Origin of the sequence: Cedecea sp. FDAARGOS_727, assembly GCF_012273235.1 — a bacterium.
Lineage (GTDB): Bacteria > Pseudomonadota > Gammaproteobacteria > Enterobacterales > Enterobacteriaceae > Cedecea > Cedecea davisae.
This window is the reverse complement of record NZ_CP050966.1, coordinates 710,068-725,937: the sequence shown is the minus strand read 5'-3', so window position 1 is coordinate 725,937 and position 15,870 is coordinate 710,068. Positions and strand designations below refer to the sequence as shown.

Genomic DNA, 15,870 nt, shown 5'->3' with positions numbered 1-15,870 from the left:
TTTTGACACAAGCGGCAGGATGATTGTTAAAACTCATTCAACAATAGCGCCTCCGGCGATGAATCTTTTTTAAGCGGATGTTATTCAACCGGGACGGTTGGTATTCTCAAATATCAGGAATTACAGCGCACGACAGGAGAACACAATGTCTGAAAAACAGCTGGTTACCGAGTTTCTGACGGCAGCCGAAAGGGGCGACACCGCGACGCTAAAAAAATGCCTCGGGCAGGGCGTGGAGATAAACGTGACCAACCGCCAGGGCAGAACGGCGGTCACGATAGCCAGCCTCAATCAACAATATGACTGCGTGGCGCTGCTGATTGACGCCGGAGCGGACATCAACATGCAGGATGAAACTTGCTTTAACCCGTTCCTGCTGAGCTGCCTGAATAACGATCTCAGATTGCTGCGCCTGGTGTTACCCGCTAAGCCTGACCTGACGCGTCTGACCCGTTTCGGCGGCGTGGGCATAACGCCTGCCAGCGAAAAAGGGCACGTTGAAATTGTGCGTGAACTGCTGGCGCACACCGAAATTAACGTCAACCACACCAACTTCCTCGGCTGGACGCCGCTGCTTGAAGCTATCGTCTTAAACGATGGCGCAGAGAAGCAGCAGGAGATTGTGCAGCTTCTGCTGGATCACGGCGCTAACCCGCATATGACGGATAAATACGGCAAAACTCCGCTGGAGTTGGCTAATGAAAAAGGCTTCCGCGAAATCGCACAACTGCTGATTAACGCAGGGGCCTAATCGCTTTACCTCTATCTCTGGTTTTCACTCTTTAAGGCAGAAAAATAAAAATGACTGAAATTGAAAAAAGCCGTCGCGACTTCCTCAGCGGTACGGGCACAGTTGCCGCAGCCTGTGCCATTTTTGGCGCAACGGGAACCACCGCCTGGGCCGCGAAAGCACCTGCAACCCTTTGTGAGAACGACAACCGCATGAGCGCCATTAGCGAAAAGCACTATTATCTGGATAACGTGCTGCTTGAAAACGGGTTTAACTACCAGGACGGCGTGGCCGTCAGTACCCGTACGGTGCTGAATACGCTTGAAATTAAAGACGGTAAAATTGCTGCCCTGCACGCCAACAAATCTCACCCGGACGGCGCGCTGCACGCCTATGACGCGGGCGGCAAACTGCTGCTCCCGGCGATGCGCGATATGCATATCCACCTCGATAAAACCTTCTACGGCGGCCCGTGGCAGGTACATAACCGCCCGGAAGGCACCACCATCATGGACATGATTGCCTATGAGCGGAAAATTTTGCCCGAACTCCAGCCGTATACCCGCGAACGTGCCGGAAAGCTTATCGACCTGATCCAGTCGAAGGGCTCTACCGTGGCGCGCAGCCACTGCAATATTGAGCCGGTTTCCGGCCTTAAAAACCTCGAAAACCTGATGGCGGTGCTGGAGCAGAGGAAAGCCGGGCTGAGCTGTGAAATCGTGGCTTTTCCTCAGCACGGCCTGTTGCTATCTAAATCCGAGCCGCTGATGCGTGAAGCGATGCAGGCTGGGGCGCATTATGTTGGCGGCCTGGACCCGACCAACGTGGACGGGGCGATGGAAAAATCCCTCGACACCATGTTCCAGATAGCGCTCGACTACAACAAAGGGGTGGACATTCACCTGCACGAAACCAGCCCGGCAGGCGTGGCGGCGGTGAATTATATGGTTGAGACGGTTGAAAAAACGCCTCAGCTTAAGGGCAAGCTGACCATCAGCCACGGCTTTGCGCTGGCAACGCTCACCCCGCAGCAGGTGGACGAGATTGCCACGCGCATGGCGGCGCAGCAGATTTCCATCGCCTCAACGGTGCCGATTGGCACTCTGCATATGCCGCTCAAGCAGTTGCAGCAGAAAGGCGTAATGGTGATGACCGGCACCGACAGCGTTATCGATCACTGGTCGCCGTATGGCCTGGGCGACATGCTGGAAAAAGCCAACCTCTATGCGCAGCTTTATATTCGCCCGAGCGAGCTTAACCTGTCGCGTTCGCTTGCCATTGCCACCGGCAATATTTTGCCGCTGAACGATAAAGGCGAGCAGGTTTGGCCGAAGCCGCAGGATGAGGCGAGTTTTGTGCTGGTGGATGCTTCTTGTTCGGCGGAGGCGGTGGCGCGTATCTCCCCGCGCACCGCGACGTTCCATCAGGGCAACCTGGTGCGGGGAAACGTTAGCTAAAAACAAAATAGCCTGCGCAAGCAGGCTATTTATTCCCGTTAGCGGATAACAAAGACCGGGAAATGCGCGTGTCGAATAATACTCGAGGCGTTAGACCCCAGCAGATGGGTTGAAACCGAAGGATTCCTTGAGCCAACAATAATCACGTCGGCATGAATTTCCTGAGCCAGTTCGTTTACTTCGTCGCGCACCGAGCCGTAGCGAATATCGACAATTACGCGTTCTTTGGGCAGCGAGAAATGCCCGCGCAATTCCTCCATTTTTTCTTCGGCATTTTTCTTCAGGTATTCGTCGAACTTGCGGATATCAGAAGAAAAACCGTGGGTATTAAACAGCGGGGATTTGGGCAGAACGTACAGCAGGTGGATGGTGCCGGAGGACTCTTTCGCGAGGTATTCAGCGTGACGAATGGCTTTATCGGTGAGTTCCATTTCAAAAACATCCACCGGCATTAAGATGGTTTTATACATCGTTAATCTCCTTTTGGTAACGTTTCAGTAATCCTGGCACTAACGGCCTGAGAAATCAGTTTGATTTCATCTAGTTTGCGATCTGCGTGTTAATAAACCTATTTAAATTAGCGGCTATCAAAATGGGGGCAATTGTTTGTATGATACGCCGGTTACGGCTGTTTTTAAGGCCGGACATAAAAATATCAAATTAATACCGAGGATGATTCTGGATGGCTACAAAGATCCTGATGCAGAACCCGCGTACCGGTGAAACGGTAACCGGCTTCTATGGTTTTTCATGGACTACACTGTTTTTTGGCTCGTTCCCTGCGCTGTTCCGTAAGGACTTCATTACCTTTATCGGCGTATTTGTTGTGTTGCTGATCCTGGGGTTCATTACTCTTGGGATTGGTTCGATGATCGCGATGATCGTCTGGGCATTTATGTACAACAAATATTATACCGTTAATCTGGTGAAAAAGGGCTTTGCCTTTGCCGGTACGCACACTGAAAACCAGGTTGCTGCCAGCCGCGTGGGGTTAATCCTCAACGCGGATAATTGCCGAACCTACGCTCAGTAATTGCCGGGTTGATAGCAAAAAAGCGCCTCTGGGGCGCTTTTTCTGTTTTATCGGCATGACAGCTTAGTTGCGCCCAGCCATTACGCCGCCGTCCACGTCCCACAGCGCGCCGGTAACCCAGCTGGTATTGTCGGACAGCAGGAAGCTCACCACTTCTGCCACATCGCGCGGAGTCCCTACGCGGCCAATCGGGTGGAAGCTGTCAAAACTGCCCATCACGCCCGCGACATCTTCCTTAGGAATAAAACCTTCATAAATCGGCGTGTGCACCACCGCCGGAGAAACAGCATTGACGCGGATGCCCTGCGGCCCAAGCTCAATGGCGAGATTCTTAGTCAAAGCGTGCAAACCGGCTTTTGCCATTGAATAGGCGGAAGAAGGCGTTGCGCCGATGGCCTGCTGCGCCCACATGGAACCGATATTCACGATAGAACCTTTAGTCCCGGCGGCCACCATGTTTTTCACCACTTCGCGGGTGATGAAGAATGTTGCGCGGTTAATGTTCATATACATGTCGTAGTCGGCTTCTTCATGCTCGATAAACGGTTTTGGGAAGAAAACCCCGGCGGCGTTCACCAGCAGGCTGATGTCGCGATGCTCTGCGTTAATTGCGCTTATCACGCTCTGCATACCTTCGCGGCTCATCAGGTCGGCCACGATGACCGACACTTCGCCCAGAGCGGAGAGCGCCTGGCGTGCCTGCTCTGCTTTCTCTGCCCGGTTGCCTACCAGCACAACTTTGCCGCCGTTTTCCAGCACCATGCGGGCGCTTTCCAGGCCCATGCCGCTGGTGCCGCCAACAACTAAAAGTTTTTTACCAACAAATGATGCGGACATTGTGACCTCGTTTTATTTTACTGAATAACAGGAGAGCTGCCCGTTCTGGCGCTCCGGAATGGGCTCAGAATGCCAGCCTCCCCCCGGCGTGGCGAAGCATAAGAACTTGCATAACGAGAAAGAAAAACTATCTTGTAAGCAATATGAGCGAATAGAGAAAAAAGATGAGGTCGCTAAACCGTCTTAAATGGCTGCACGCGTTTGAAGCAGCCGCGCGCCACGGCAGCTTTACCGGGGCGGCAGAGGAGCTGGGCGTCACGCCTGCGGCGGTCGGGCAACTGGTTCGTTCGCTGGAGGAATGGGTAGGCCATCCGCTGCTGCACCGCACCCGCAGCGGCAAAGAAAGGCTTAGCCTGGTAGCCGAAGCAAAAGAAGCGTTGCAGGACATCACCGCCGGGCTGGACAGCCTGGAGCAGGGCCTTAACAAACTGCGGGGCGCGAGGGCCAGAGCGGTCGTGGTTATCACGGCTTCGCAGGTGCTGATGATGAACTGGCTGATGGAGCGGCTAAACCGCTTTTCAGAGCAGCACGACAGCATAGATCTGCGCCTCAACGTCACCGAAAAACTGACCGACGTGCTGCACGGTGAGGCCGACGTGGGTATCCGCTGCGGCCCCGGAAACTGGCCCGGATTGCAGTCAACATGGCTGATGGATGAGGAGGCGGTTATCGTATGTAGCCCGCAGCTGCTGGGTGGCGTTACCGAGGCCGACTGGCTGTCGAAGCAAAAGCTTATCTTTGATGACACGCCTCACCCCGGCGCGGATTTCCCCTCGTGGGAGAGGATTCTGGCAAATATCGGCGTACCGGCATCGCAGCAAAATGGGCTACACATTAACTCCACGTCTGCGGTGATACTGGCGGCGCTGAGCGGGCGCGGCGTGGCGGTTGTACGCAAAGCTCTGGTGCAGCAGCTGATTGAGCATGGGCAGCTGCGCCAGCTGTTCCCGCAGCATAAATGGCCGCTTCGCTGGTCTTATTTTATAGTCCGTTCAGAAAGATCGACCCGCCGCCAGGAGGTCTCGCTGTTCCACGACTGGCTGGTGGCCGATGTGGGCGCTACGATTAAATGATGGAAAAACTGACTGAATTAAAGCGCGCGAAGCGGCTGGCTCTCTCATTACTGCTGATTGCTGCCGCCGTATTTATCGCGACTCTGTTTATGCCGCCCGGTTTCTGGGTTAGCGGCCTGAAGGCTATTTCTGAGGCCGCTATGGTCGGCGCGCTGGCGGACTGGTTTGCCGTGGTGGCGCTTTTTCGCCGCGTGCCGATCCCGTTTATTTCCCGCCATACGGCGATTATTCCGCGTAATAAAGACCGGATTGGCGACAATCTCGGCGTCTTTGTTCAGGAGAAATTTCTTGATACCCAGTCGCTAATTAACCTTATCCGCCGTCACGAACCGGCCCAGATGATGGGCGCCTGGTTCAGCCAGCCGGATAACGCGCGACGCGTGGGGCAGCATTTGCTCAAGGTGATGGAGGCCTTTCTGTCGCTAACCGATGATGCCCGCATTCAGGGGCTCATTCGCAGGGCGGTGCATAAGGCGATTGATAAAGTCGACCTGAGCTACTCCAGCGCATTGCTGCTGGAGAGCCTGACCAAAAATAATCGGCACCAGGCGCTGCTGGACTCGGTTATTGCTCAACTTCTGACGCTGCTTGCCAAACCTTCAAGCCGGGCGTTTATCGCCCACCAGATAGTACACTGGCTGGAAACCGAGCATCCGATCAAAGCTAAAGTGCTGCCGACCGAATGGCTGGGCGAGCAGAGCGCGGAACTGGTGACGGACGCGGTAAATTCTCTGCTTGATGATGTTAGCCAGGATCGCGCGCATCAAATTCGCGGCGCTTTCGACCGCGCCGTTCAGCGCCTGATCGAAAATCTGAAAAACGATCCTGAAATGGCGGCGAAAGCGGAAAGCATCAAAGAGTATCTGAAAGGGGACGAGAAATTTAATCTCTACCTTGGCGAGCTGTGGAACGACCTGCGCGGCTGGCTGAAGGCGGATATCGCCAGCGATGACTCGAGGGTACAAAAACGTATTGCCGAAGCCGGGCAATGGCTGGGGGAAACGCTAATGGCGGATGCGTCCCTGCGCGCTTCGCTTAACGAGCACCTTGAGCAGGCTGCAAGGCAGGTTGCGCCGGACTTTTCCGCGTTTCTTACCCGCCACATCAGCGACACGGTAAAAAGCTGGGATGCAAAAGATATGTCGCGCCAGATTGAGCTTAATATTGGCAAAGATCTGCAATTTATCCGCATCAACGGCACGCTGGTGGGTGGCACGGTTGGGCTGCTGCTATACCTGCTTTCTCAACTGCCGGGCCTGATGGCGGGGTGGGGCATTCATTTTTAAGGCACGGAGCGGTTTGCGGCTCCGTGCTTTGAGCTTTGCCCTGGGGCTGTTAATCCGCCAGTTGAGTTCTCGCCAGCCTTTTTTCCAGCAGCCAGATAAACGGCGGCAGCAGGGCGGAGCTGGCTGCGGCCAGGAGCAGCAGCTGGTTAAGCGAGCGTGTTGTCATCTCCGTAGCCGGAAAGATGATGGCCGGGATGAAAAATGCCAGAGCGGTCAGCAAATGCATAATTGCGGTTTGCAGCGAGTTGAACCCGGCTCGCCACTCGTCTTTAGGGTAACGGATAGAGACAACAGAACTGGCTACAAGGCGGCAATAAGAGGTGCTGATAAAGATAACCATAAACAGCCAGCCTGCCGCAGAGCCGGAGAGCGGCAGAGTAAAAGCCGCGAGGTAAAACGCGCCTGAAAGCAGCGCGATGCAAAAAGCAGAATATTTATTGGCCAGCTTGCCGGTGAGCTTTGTTGCCAGAAGCCCGGCAATACCGCCCAGCAAAAATAGCCACGCTAAACTCCCCTCTGCGGCCTGCATTCTCTGGATTAATAGTGGGACCAGTACCGGGATAATCAGCATTGGGCTGAACTGCGCCAGCCCTGTGGCGGAAGCAAAAAGCAGCAGCTCCGGGGTGATTTTCAGACGCCCTGCGGTTCCTTCCAGGCGCGGCTCCTGAGGCACAAAAACCATCACCAGCGCCGATGAAATAAGGCACAGCAGGCCAATAACGCCCAGCGCCAAATGCCAGTGAAAATGGCTGCAAATGAACAGCACTGCGGGCATGCCGACAATGCTCACCGCTGAAAAAGAAGCGAGAACCGTCGCCAGTACCTTCGCGCGCTGTGCCGGTGGAGTGAGGTTAATCATTAGCCCAATGCCCACGCCCATGGTGGTGCCGCCGATAAAACCGGCCAGCAGGCGGAGCACCAGCAGCATGCTAAAGCTGGAAGCGGCGGTGATAGCCAGCGTCAGCAGGCCGAGCAGTGCCATATTGCTCACCAGCAGGCGCTTTTTATTGAGCTTATCGACCCATAAAAAAGCGCCAATCCCTGAAATGACCGCCGCCAGGGTGTAGATCCCCGTAATATAGCCGGACCAGGTGACGGGTACGGAAAAGTCCGGCGCCATAAAGGTAAATACGGGATTGAAAACCATATATTCCAGCGCGTTGGTAAATTGCAGAAAAGCGATTGTCAGGGCGATAACCGTGAGTCTTTTATTGTCAGTGCGGAGCATATACAGAGCCTGTGAAAATGAGATGAACACAGTTTGTCATATGGTGAAAAGGGTGATTAGCCGTTAAAATTAGCAATCATTTTTATCAATAATGGGATAATCAATGCGCCCGAAAATGGACCTGAATGCCCTGCGTGTTTTTGTTGAGGTGGCAAAGCACGGCAGCTTTTCCGGGGCCGCAAAAGCGCAGGGAATGCCGACCTCGAACGTCAGCCGCCAGGTGCAGCAACTGGAGGAGCGGCTGAACCTCAGATTGATCGAGCGCACCACCCGGCACCTGAAGCTGACCGAGGCCGGACAGCTGCTTTATACCCGCATGGGTTCCATGCTGGATGCCCTGACGGACGCCGAAGTGGCGCTTTCGCTCCAGCAAAATCAGCTCACCGGGCAGCTTCGCCTGTGTGTGCCTAACGAGATTGGCCCGGCGCTGTTTGCCAAAGCGCTGGCCGAATTTGCCGTTCTGCATCCGCTGCTGGAGATTTCCTGCATCACCAACCTCGCCGGTGAGGAAGTGCTGAAGCAGGATATTGACCTCGCAGTGATTATTTCTCGCGGCAAAATGGCGGACAGCAGAACCATTGCCCTTCCTTTGCTTACGTTCCCCTGCTGCGTGGTTGCCGCCCCGCAGCTGTTGCAGAAAGTTGGCCACCCCACGCGCATTGCGCAGCTAAAACAGCTGCCCTGCATTACTACCGTTAGCGCGCTCAACGGCGAGGCGTGGCAGTTTATGATGAGCGGCGGGCGGTTTAAGAAGGTTGTCGTCAAAGCGCACTACCGGGTGAACAGCGGTGAAATGGCCTTTCAGGCAGCGGTCGCTGGCCTGGGTTTTGCCATCCTCGCGAAGCAGGCCTGCGCCCGCTATTTACAGGAGGGACAGCTGGTCGAAGTAGCGCTTGAGCATCAGGCCGCGCCGCTGGCGCTCTCGATTGTGTATAGCGGGCAAAACTACCTCCCGGCCCGGGTGAAAGCGCTGATTGAATTTCTGCGCCAGTACGCCGGTGATTTGAAAGGCAACTTTTCCATCGGCGAAGAGTAATTATGCGCCGCGCTGGTGCAGTCAGCCTTTGCACCCGCGCTTTCTGGTGCATTAGCGCCTTTAGCTGATGTTTTCCTCCCCCGGCACTAAACGCCAAATCTGGCCCCTGGCGGGCAATCAGGCGAGAGGCAAAGGATCGCTTAAGCAGTGAAATATATCGTCTGACCAATTTAACCAGGCAAAGAAACAGCCCCGCCTTAATGCGCCAAAATAGCCGCCAGAAGCTGGCACAAAGCTTGCTCAACTCCTGTTAAAGCAACAGGAGAAGAAGATGAGTACAGATAATTTCCCCGCGATTAAAAAACCAGCGTTGATTATCGTTGATATGCAGAACGACTTTATTCGGGACGGAGCACCGCTGGAGGTGCCGGGTGGCAGGGATATTATTGGCCGCAACTTAGCGCTATTGCAGTATTTCCGCGAAACAGGGCAGCCGGTGGTTTTTTTAAGATGGCTGGCGGTGGAGAACGATCCTAAAAGACGCCTTGAGGGCAAATTCTCGTGGATGAGCCTGCTTGATGAAACCACCCAGGCCTGCCGCCTCGGCTTTACCCGCCGCTACCGCGATGTGGACGGCGAGCTGGACGGATCGGCGGTTATTGATGAGCTAACTCCCCAAAATAATGAATTCACCATTTTTAAATACGGTTATGGCGGCTTTTATGGCACTTCGCTGGGGGAGCATTTATCCCAGCTTGGAGTCGATACGCTGGTCGTTACCGGCGTGGTGGCCGAATGCTGCGTGGAAGATACGGTGCGCCAGGCCTGGAACCACGCCTACGCCACGCTCGCGGTTAGCGATGCCATTGCGGCGATGAGCGAGAAACGCATGGTGGAGTCCATGAGCGTTATTGAAGAGAACTACGGCTGGGTTGCCACAACCTGCCAGGTTATTTCCCTGCTAAATCAATATAACAATAAATAAGAGGCCGCTATGCTCGAACTTTTTAGTATTCACAATATCATGGTTCATATCCCCCTCGGCACCGGAGGCTACGATCTTTCGTGGATTGAAGCTATCGGCACCGTTCTGGGGCTGATTAATATCTGGCTGGCCAGCCGTGAAATCACCATTAATTATTTGTTCGGCATTTTAAACGTGCTGCTGTTCACGCTGGTGTTCTACCAGATCCAGCTGTATGCCAGCATGTTGCTACAGGTGTTTTTCCTGGTGGCCAATATTGTCGGCTGGTACATGTGGTATCAAAGCGACAATTCGGCCAGCCCTGCGATGGTAGTCAGATGGATGCCGGTTAAACAGACCCTGGTGGTTTCGATTATCAGCGTGCTGTGCATCGCGCTGGTGGCGGCGAATATTGATGCGGTGTTTATCTGGCTGAGCAACGTGGCGGTTAGCGTGTTGCAGCTCTTCGGCGTGACGTTACAGCGCCCGGAAGCGATTCCCGATCCTTACCCGATAGCGGACTCTGCCATTATGATCTTGTCGATTGTGGCGACGGTGTTGATGATCAAAAAGTATGTGGAGAACTGGATAATCTGGTGCGGGCTGGATGTGCTTTCGGTCTGGCTGTACGCGAAGCAGGGCGTTTACTTTATGTCTCTGGAATACACGCTGCTTATCTTCATCGCCGCTTTCGGGACGTGGAACTGGATCAAACTTGCTCGTGAAAACCGAGTCTACGCGGGCGGGCAGCAGGGCGCGAAAATAAGCATAACCCCGTAAGGATGATCGCTACAGAGTCGTCATTATCTGCAGCGTTCGGATTTTAGAACGATAAGCGTTGGTACCATATCGACGGCAATTTACGGGAGGTTTAGGTTAGGGCAACTACTCTTAAGGCTGGGCTGCGGTATCCGCAGTGACTGAGATGTTAACCCTAAAGAAAGGATTTTACGATGAAGGTACTTACTCTTGTTTCATCTCTGGCGTTGGCCGGTTTTTGCTTTTCCGCGGTAGCTGCAACACCTGAAAACATTGCCGTTTATGCTACGCATAAATCCACCGGTTCTATGTCCGTGGGGGGAAAAAGCGCTTATACCAACACCTTTGAAGTGATGGTTGCAAACGTCTCTGATAAGGATATTGATCTCTCCAAAGTGTGTCTGAAAGCAATTTCTCCTGACCATAAGGAATTTAAGCTGGACACCGTGGATGAGGCTCTGGCTAAAGGCCAGCTGAAGGCAGGAAAAATGGCTAAAGGTATTGCTGTTTTCGCCTCCGAAGATGCGAAAGTTAATGATGCGTTGCTGATTACCCTTTCCGGTGAGTGTAAGTAACCGTAACTGGCAGCCCATTCGGGCTGCTACCTTTTGACTGACTCAACGAGCCTGAATCGCTTCTTTTATTTGCCTTGGCTCATTGCGGCTATCCTCTATTTTTTAATTTATATCATGACAATGGATAGTCATGAATGATTAGAGAATGTAAATGACAACTATTTAGAATATACAAAATTACTGATTGATGAAGCCGCTGTGTTTAATGTTAATTGAATAAAGGTTCAGCAAAATACCTCCATCGAATGATTATGGTTATTGAAAGTCATGAATGGAAATAATAATAAATCTCAGTTACGTGCGTCTGAAACAAAAAAATGCACGCTGGTCAGTCTCTGCATTAATTTTTTCCTGTCTGTATTTCAAATAATAGCCGGCGTTTTTTCAGGTTCACAGGGACTTATTGCAGATGGGATTCATTCTCTTTCAGATCTCTCTTCTGATTTTGTCGTTTTAATTGCTAATAAGAAAGGGCAGAAGGAGTGTGATGACGACCATCACTACGGCCATTTGCGCTTTGAAAACGGCGGAAAGCTCATTATCGGGGCGATTCTTCTTTTAGTGGGGCTGGGTATGATCTGGTCGGCCGGGGGAAAACTTCTTCATAACAGCTTGCCTCAGGAGATAAACCCCTTAGCAATATGGGTAGCTCTAATCGCGCTGGTGATAAAAGAGACCCTTTTCCGCTATATGCTGTTTGTTGGCAAACGCATTCAGTCATCTTTGCTTATCGCGAACGCCTGGCATGCTCGATCTGATGCGGCTTCGTCGGTCATTGTGGCGATTGGCATTATCGGGAATATGCTGGGGTTCCATATGATGGACTCGATTGCTGCTCTGATTGTCGGCCTCTTCATTGCCCGGATGGGCTACCACTTCTCCTCTGACGCTCTTCAGGACTTGATGGATCGTTCTGTTGATACTGAACTGGAACATGAAATAAGGGTTTGCCTGTTGTCTACGACAGGTGTGGAGGGAGTTCATGATTTGAAAACACGTAAAATGGGCGACTACGCTCTGGTTGATGTCCATATCGAAGTCAACGGGGATCTGTCTATCCGGGAAGGCCATGAAATCGCGATAGACGCCAGAAAAAGGGTGATGGCCGTTTTTGATGTACTCAATGTCATGGTCCATATTGAACCCGAAGATAGCGACTGCCGGTAAGTATTATGTAACTGTTATCGTATTTATTTTACCGTTTGAAATGTATTTCCCTATAAATTGTTGTAATACACAATTTACGGTTATTATTATTGTTTTGACATATTATTTCCTATCTTGACATAACTAAACGGTTCCTAACCGAAGCTTATTCTTTTATTTCCAACAGTGTGCCAGGGGTTATAATAGGCTGTCTTTCAAAAGGGGAGATCTCGGGTAGCCCTGATGAAGAGATATAATGGCGGGTGCGCGGCTACGCTAGATGTCGCTTACACATTTAAGTGAAAATGAACAGGAGAAGATTTATGACTTGTAATATTTCTGATGAACCTCCATCGAGAGAGGAACATATGGGCTGACTATCTACATTGAGACTCAGTGTATTCAATGGAGACGGTCTGTGCAGTTGCCATGAAACTGCCGGAAATTGATCTTTCATTTTATGCACTCAGGTTGAGGTGTAGTATGTCGCTACTCACAAAGCGCTACATGTTTTATGTTGATGCTAAAAGCACAATCATTTTCTCAATGTTGGCAGACACTGTTCAGTCAATACCATCGCCATTTCATACATCCTTCAATAAAAAGCTTACGGTATGGGGACAATTTGCCGGTAAGCTCCAGCTCAAACTGAAACAAAAAAGGCAACGTGTCGTTGAAGATAATATCAACTCACTATTGCCATAATTCGTAATAAGCCCTGGTGGTGCCTGTTTCTGACGGCTAAATCTTAGTCGCCAGGGCTTTTTAGGGTTTAATAAATCTAATCTTGTCTCATTCGTTCGCGCTCAGCGAGGGTAACCTCATGCGTGCAAGTTAATGAGCGGAGTTTCCTATTATGCATGTTTTAACAACACACATAAGCAAGAAGACTTCTGTCGTGAACGACCTGATTGTTGGCTTTATTATAGCGGCCTGCATCATTTTGTTCATTTATGGTTGGCAGGGAATGCACACCCCTTTCGACGGGCACTCGTTGCCAGACGTTAGCCTGGACTATCATTTACTCCCCTATTACACATTGCGCACAACTATGCGATTGCTTATTGGGCTTTTTTACTCAATGCTCTTTTCGATAGTGTTTGCGGTATTAGCAGCAAAATATGCTCCCATGAGGAGGGTTATTTTACCTTTCGTAAATTTTATGGAGTCGGTGCCTTTAGTCGGATTCCTGACATTCACGACGGGATTTTTTCTCGGACTTTATCCGCACAGCGTTATGGGGCTTGAAGGGCTGGCTATTTTCGCAGTCTTTACCGCACAAGCCTGGAATATGATGCTGACGTTATATCAGACGCTAAAGGTCGTGCCTGATGAGTTATCCGAAGCCACTGAGGCTTTTGGTTATAATCCGTGGCAAAAATTCTGGCGTCTGGGGTTCATCTATTCGTTCCCGGGTTTGCTGTGGAATACGATGGTCTCTCAGTCCGCGGCCTGGTTTGCACTGGTTGCTTCAGAGATGCTTACCGTAGGGGATGGCAGCACTAATTTACCCGGGGTTGGCTCGTATATCGGTATCGCTTTACAGAATGGCAGCCTCAACGGCGTTATCCTGGGAGTATTAGCCCTTATCATCAATATTCTCATCTTCGATCAACTGCTATTCCGCCCGCTGGTTCGCTATGCGCATCAGTTCAAATATGAGGATGTTAGTGACAGAAAAATTCCAGGCTCGTGGTTCTATCAATGCCTTAGTCAATCGCATATAGGCCTTGGCTTAGGGCGCGCATGTAAAAAGTTGTCCATATTCTGGTTATTTGTTCTGCCTAAAGCGTGGTATGGACTAAAGCTAAATCGACTTTTTGGTTTCCTTGCGCAAATGAATTGGCTGTGGTCCAGCCTTTGGTATCTGGCTATCGTGGTCGGCTGCATTTATTACGGGCATCAGCTGTGGCTGTTTATTCCTAAGGAGTATCTGGCTTCACTTCCTAGCTTAATGGGACTAACCGCCGCTCGAGTCATCGGAGCAATGGTGTTAAGCGTAATTATCTTCACACCTCTGGGTGTGTGTATTGGCCTGCGGCCAAAACTTGTGCGCTTTTTCCAGCCGATTATTCAGGTGATGGCGGCGGTGCCTGCCAACGTCTTTTATCCATTGATAGCCTTTATGATTGTGGCCTGGCATCAGAATTTGGGCACCTGGACCATTCCAATGATTATGTTAGGTACGCAATGGTACGTGCTGTTTAACGTCATTGCCGGAACCTCCATGATCCCAAGTCAACTCGTGGAAGCAAGCCGGGTCTTTCATCTCCGTGGCTTACTCTGGTGGACCCGATTCACGCTCCCGGCAGTGTTTCCCTACATCGTCACTGGCGTTATTTCTGCGGCTGGTGGAGCCTGGAATACCGCTATCGCGGCGGAAGTGCTTAGCTGGGGGAAAATTACCTTACAAACGCACGGACTCGGAGCCTTTATTTCTCTGGCCAGTGATGCGGGCCAAAACCCACAGGAAGCTCTGGGCTGTTTGGCTATGTGCTTCATGGTTCTGCTGTGCATTATTTTTGTCTGGCAGCCTATGTATCGTTACGCAGAGACGCGCTTCAAATTTGATTAGTTATTAACAAATTAAAGATGTCAGGGATTATTATGAAAAAATCATCAGTAGTATTAGAGATTAAGAACGTCTCAAAATCATTTAATAAAGGTCGTAAGCAAAAAGTAACCGTGCTGGATAATATTAGTCTTGAGATTAAAGAGAATGAAATCGTTGCTTTACTGGGGCGCTCCGGCTCAGGAAAGTCAACGCTATTAAGGATGGTTGCTGGATTAGTAGAGCCGGATATAGGCTCTATTGTTTGCTGCGATTTACCCATCAACGGGCCAGGCAAACATACCAGTATGGTATTTCAGTCTTTCGCACTTTTCCCCTGGCTAAACGTTTTTGATAGCGTGGCATTTGGGCTTCAGGCGCAGGGGTTATCGTCAGATGAGGTGGGTAAAAGGACAATGGACATGCTTGATCTGATAGGGCTTTCCGGGTACGAGAAAGCCTATCCGAGAGAGCTTTCAGGAGGAATGCGGCAGCGGGTTGGATTCGCCCGTGCTTTAGCCGTTGAACCGGAGCTGTTGCTGATGGATGAGCCATTCTCGGCACTGGACATTTTTACCGGTAATAAGTTACGCCAGGATCTTATTGAGCTGTGGGAAAATCGTGTGATTAAGACGCGCTCGATGTTGCTGGTCACTCACAGCGTCGAAGAAGCGGTAATGCTTTCTGACAGAGTCTGCCTGTTAGGGGGAAAAGCCAGCACAATCACGGATACCTTTAATATAGATATTGAGCGTTCTCTGAGAACCAAAGAGTGTATTGCGCCCATGGTAGATAAAATCAGCGATGCGCTAAACGACAGGATAGCGTCTTGTGTATAACTCAAGACTCAGAGCGACAGGTTATATCCGGCTCCGATATATTTGATTTACCGCACTGAAAATTTGAGAGCTGCCTGCTTTCTATGAGATAAAAATTATCTCAGACTAAAGGCAGCTTTCATATCTTTGACAGGCTGACCTGTCATATTCCGAAGTATGGATTATGACAGGCGACATCGCTGACCCATTTGCCTCGCTCCCAATATCGATACTGACATATAACCTGCCCCCTGGCTGCTTAGGCGCAAATGTAACCTGTACTTTGCTATGAAGTTTTTTCATGGCAATGAGCCTCTCCGTGAGTGGAAAAAAATTCTCCAGTTAAGAATGATACTGCCATCAGAGATGGTATTCGGGGCGGTTTATTAAACTTATTCTTAAGAAACTAATATCATTGTTCAAAAGTAATTCTATCA

The 15,870-nt window shown here is 51.1% G+C and carries 16 protein-coding genes; 13 read left to right on the top strand and 3 right to left on the bottom strand.

What is annotated here, in order from left to right; translation table 11 throughout:
* The first annotated feature begins 145 nt into the window (after positions 1–145).
* Both FOC35_RS03590 and FOC35_RS03585 read left to right on the top strand, forming a co-directional pair.
* A complete protein-coding gene (locus FOC35_RS03590) occupies positions 146–751 on the top strand; it encodes an ankyrin repeat domain-containing protein (protein ID WP_172568168.1) in 606 nt (201 codons plus the stop codon).
* Positions 752–801: 50 nt separating this feature from the next.
* A complete protein-coding gene (locus tag FOC35_RS03585; protein WP_172568167.1) occupies positions 802–2,187 on the top strand; it encodes an amidohydrolase family protein in 1,386 nt (461 codons plus the stop codon).
* Between the two features lie 38 nt (positions 2,188–2,225).
* Here the strand turns inward: FOC35_RS03585 and uspG are convergent, their stop codons facing one another.
* Complete coding sequence (gene uspG / locus FOC35_RS03580) at positions 2,226–2,657, bottom strand: universal stress protein UspG (protein ID WP_016535247.1); 432 nt, start codon at positions 2,655–2,657, stop codon at positions 2,226–2,228.
* Positions 2,658–2,869: 212 nt separating this feature from the next.
* Here uspG and FOC35_RS03575 point away from each other — a divergent pair, with 212 nt between their 5' ends.
* Positions 2,870–3,220 (top strand): hypothetical protein, encoded by a 351-nt coding sequence (locus FOC35_RS03575; protein ID WP_016535249.1) that lies wholly within the window; start codon positions 2,870–2,872, stop codon positions 3,218–3,220.
* Between the two features lie 63 nt (positions 3,221–3,283).
* Here FOC35_RS03575 and FOC35_RS03570 read toward each other — a convergent pair whose 3' ends face one another.
* The gene (locus tag FOC35_RS03570) at positions 3,284–4,057 is read right to left on the bottom strand and encodes an SDR family NAD(P)-dependent oxidoreductase (protein WP_016535250.1); all 774 of its coding nucleotides are present in this window, start codon (positions 4,055–4,057) and stop codon (positions 3,284–3,286) included.
* A 164-nt stretch (positions 4,058–4,221) separates the two neighbouring features.
* Here FOC35_RS03570 and FOC35_RS03565 point away from each other — a divergent pair, with 164 nt between their 5' ends.
* Complete coding sequence (locus FOC35_RS03565) at positions 4,222–5,130, top strand: LysR substrate-binding domain-containing protein (RefSeq protein WP_172568166.1); 909 nt, start codon at positions 4,222–4,224, stop codon at positions 5,128–5,130.
* A complete protein-coding gene (locus tag FOC35_RS03560; RefSeq protein ID WP_172570316.1) occupies positions 5,130–6,416 on the top strand; it encodes a DUF445 domain-containing protein in 1,287 nt (428 codons plus the stop codon). Before FOC35_RS03565 ends, FOC35_RS03560 begins: the two co-directional genes overlap by 1 nt.
* A 49-nt stretch (positions 6,417–6,465) precedes the next feature.
* Here the strand turns inward: FOC35_RS03560 and FOC35_RS03555 are convergent, their stop codons facing one another.
* Positions 6,466–7,644, bottom strand: coding sequence for an MFS transporter (locus tag FOC35_RS03555; RefSeq protein WP_172568165.1), 1,179 nt, complete (start codon positions 7,642–7,644; stop codon positions 6,466–6,468).
* Between the two features lie 103 nt (positions 7,645–7,747).
* Here FOC35_RS03555 and FOC35_RS03550 point away from each other — a divergent pair, with 103 nt between their 5' ends.
* The 8 genes from FOC35_RS03550 (at position 7,748) to FOC35_RS03515 (ending at position 15,454) form a co-directional block, all read left to right on the top strand.
* A complete protein-coding gene (locus FOC35_RS03550) occupies positions 7,748–8,680 on the top strand; it encodes a LysR family transcriptional regulator (protein WP_172568164.1) in 933 nt (310 codons plus the stop codon).
* 271 nt (positions 8,681–8,951) lie between these two features.
* The gene (locus FOC35_RS03545; protein ID WP_172568163.1) at positions 8,952–9,605 is read left to right on the top strand and encodes a cysteine hydrolase family protein; all 654 of its coding nucleotides are present in this window, start codon (positions 8,952–8,954) and stop codon (positions 9,603–9,605) included.
* 9 nt (positions 9,606–9,614) lie between these two features.
* Positions 9,615–10,364, top strand: a complete 750-nt coding sequence (pnuC, locus tag FOC35_RS03540) for a nicotinamide riboside transporter PnuC (protein WP_172568162.1) — start codon at positions 9,615–9,617, stop codon at positions 10,362–10,364.
* A 173-nt stretch (positions 10,365–10,537) separates the two neighbouring features.
* Positions 10,538–10,918, top strand: coding sequence for a DUF4354 family protein (locus tag FOC35_RS03535; protein WP_172568161.1), 381 nt, complete (start codon positions 10,538–10,540; stop codon positions 10,916–10,918).
* Positions 10,919–11,185: 267 nt separating this feature from the next.
* Entirely contained in the window at positions 11,186–12,085 is a 900-nt protein-coding gene (locus tag FOC35_RS03530; RefSeq protein WP_172568160.1) for a cation diffusion facilitator family transporter, read from the top strand.
* 462 nt (positions 12,086–12,547) lie between these two features.
* Positions 12,548–12,769 (top strand): hypothetical protein, encoded by a 222-nt coding sequence (locus FOC35_RS03525; protein ID WP_148374893.1) that lies wholly within the window; start codon positions 12,548–12,550, stop codon positions 12,767–12,769.
* A 193-nt stretch (positions 12,770–12,962) separates the two neighbouring features.
* Positions 12,963–14,639, top strand: coding sequence for an ABC transporter permease subunit (locus FOC35_RS03520; protein ID WP_254065362.1), 1,677 nt, complete (start codon positions 12,963–12,965; stop codon positions 14,637–14,639).
* Positions 14,640–14,671: 32 nt separating this feature from the next.
* On the top strand, positions 14,672–15,454 hold the full coding sequence (locus FOC35_RS03515; RefSeq protein ID WP_254065361.1) for an ABC transporter ATP-binding protein: 783 nt from the start codon (positions 14,672–14,674) through the stop codon (positions 15,452–15,454).
* Positions 15,455–15,870: the final 416 nt, after the last annotated feature.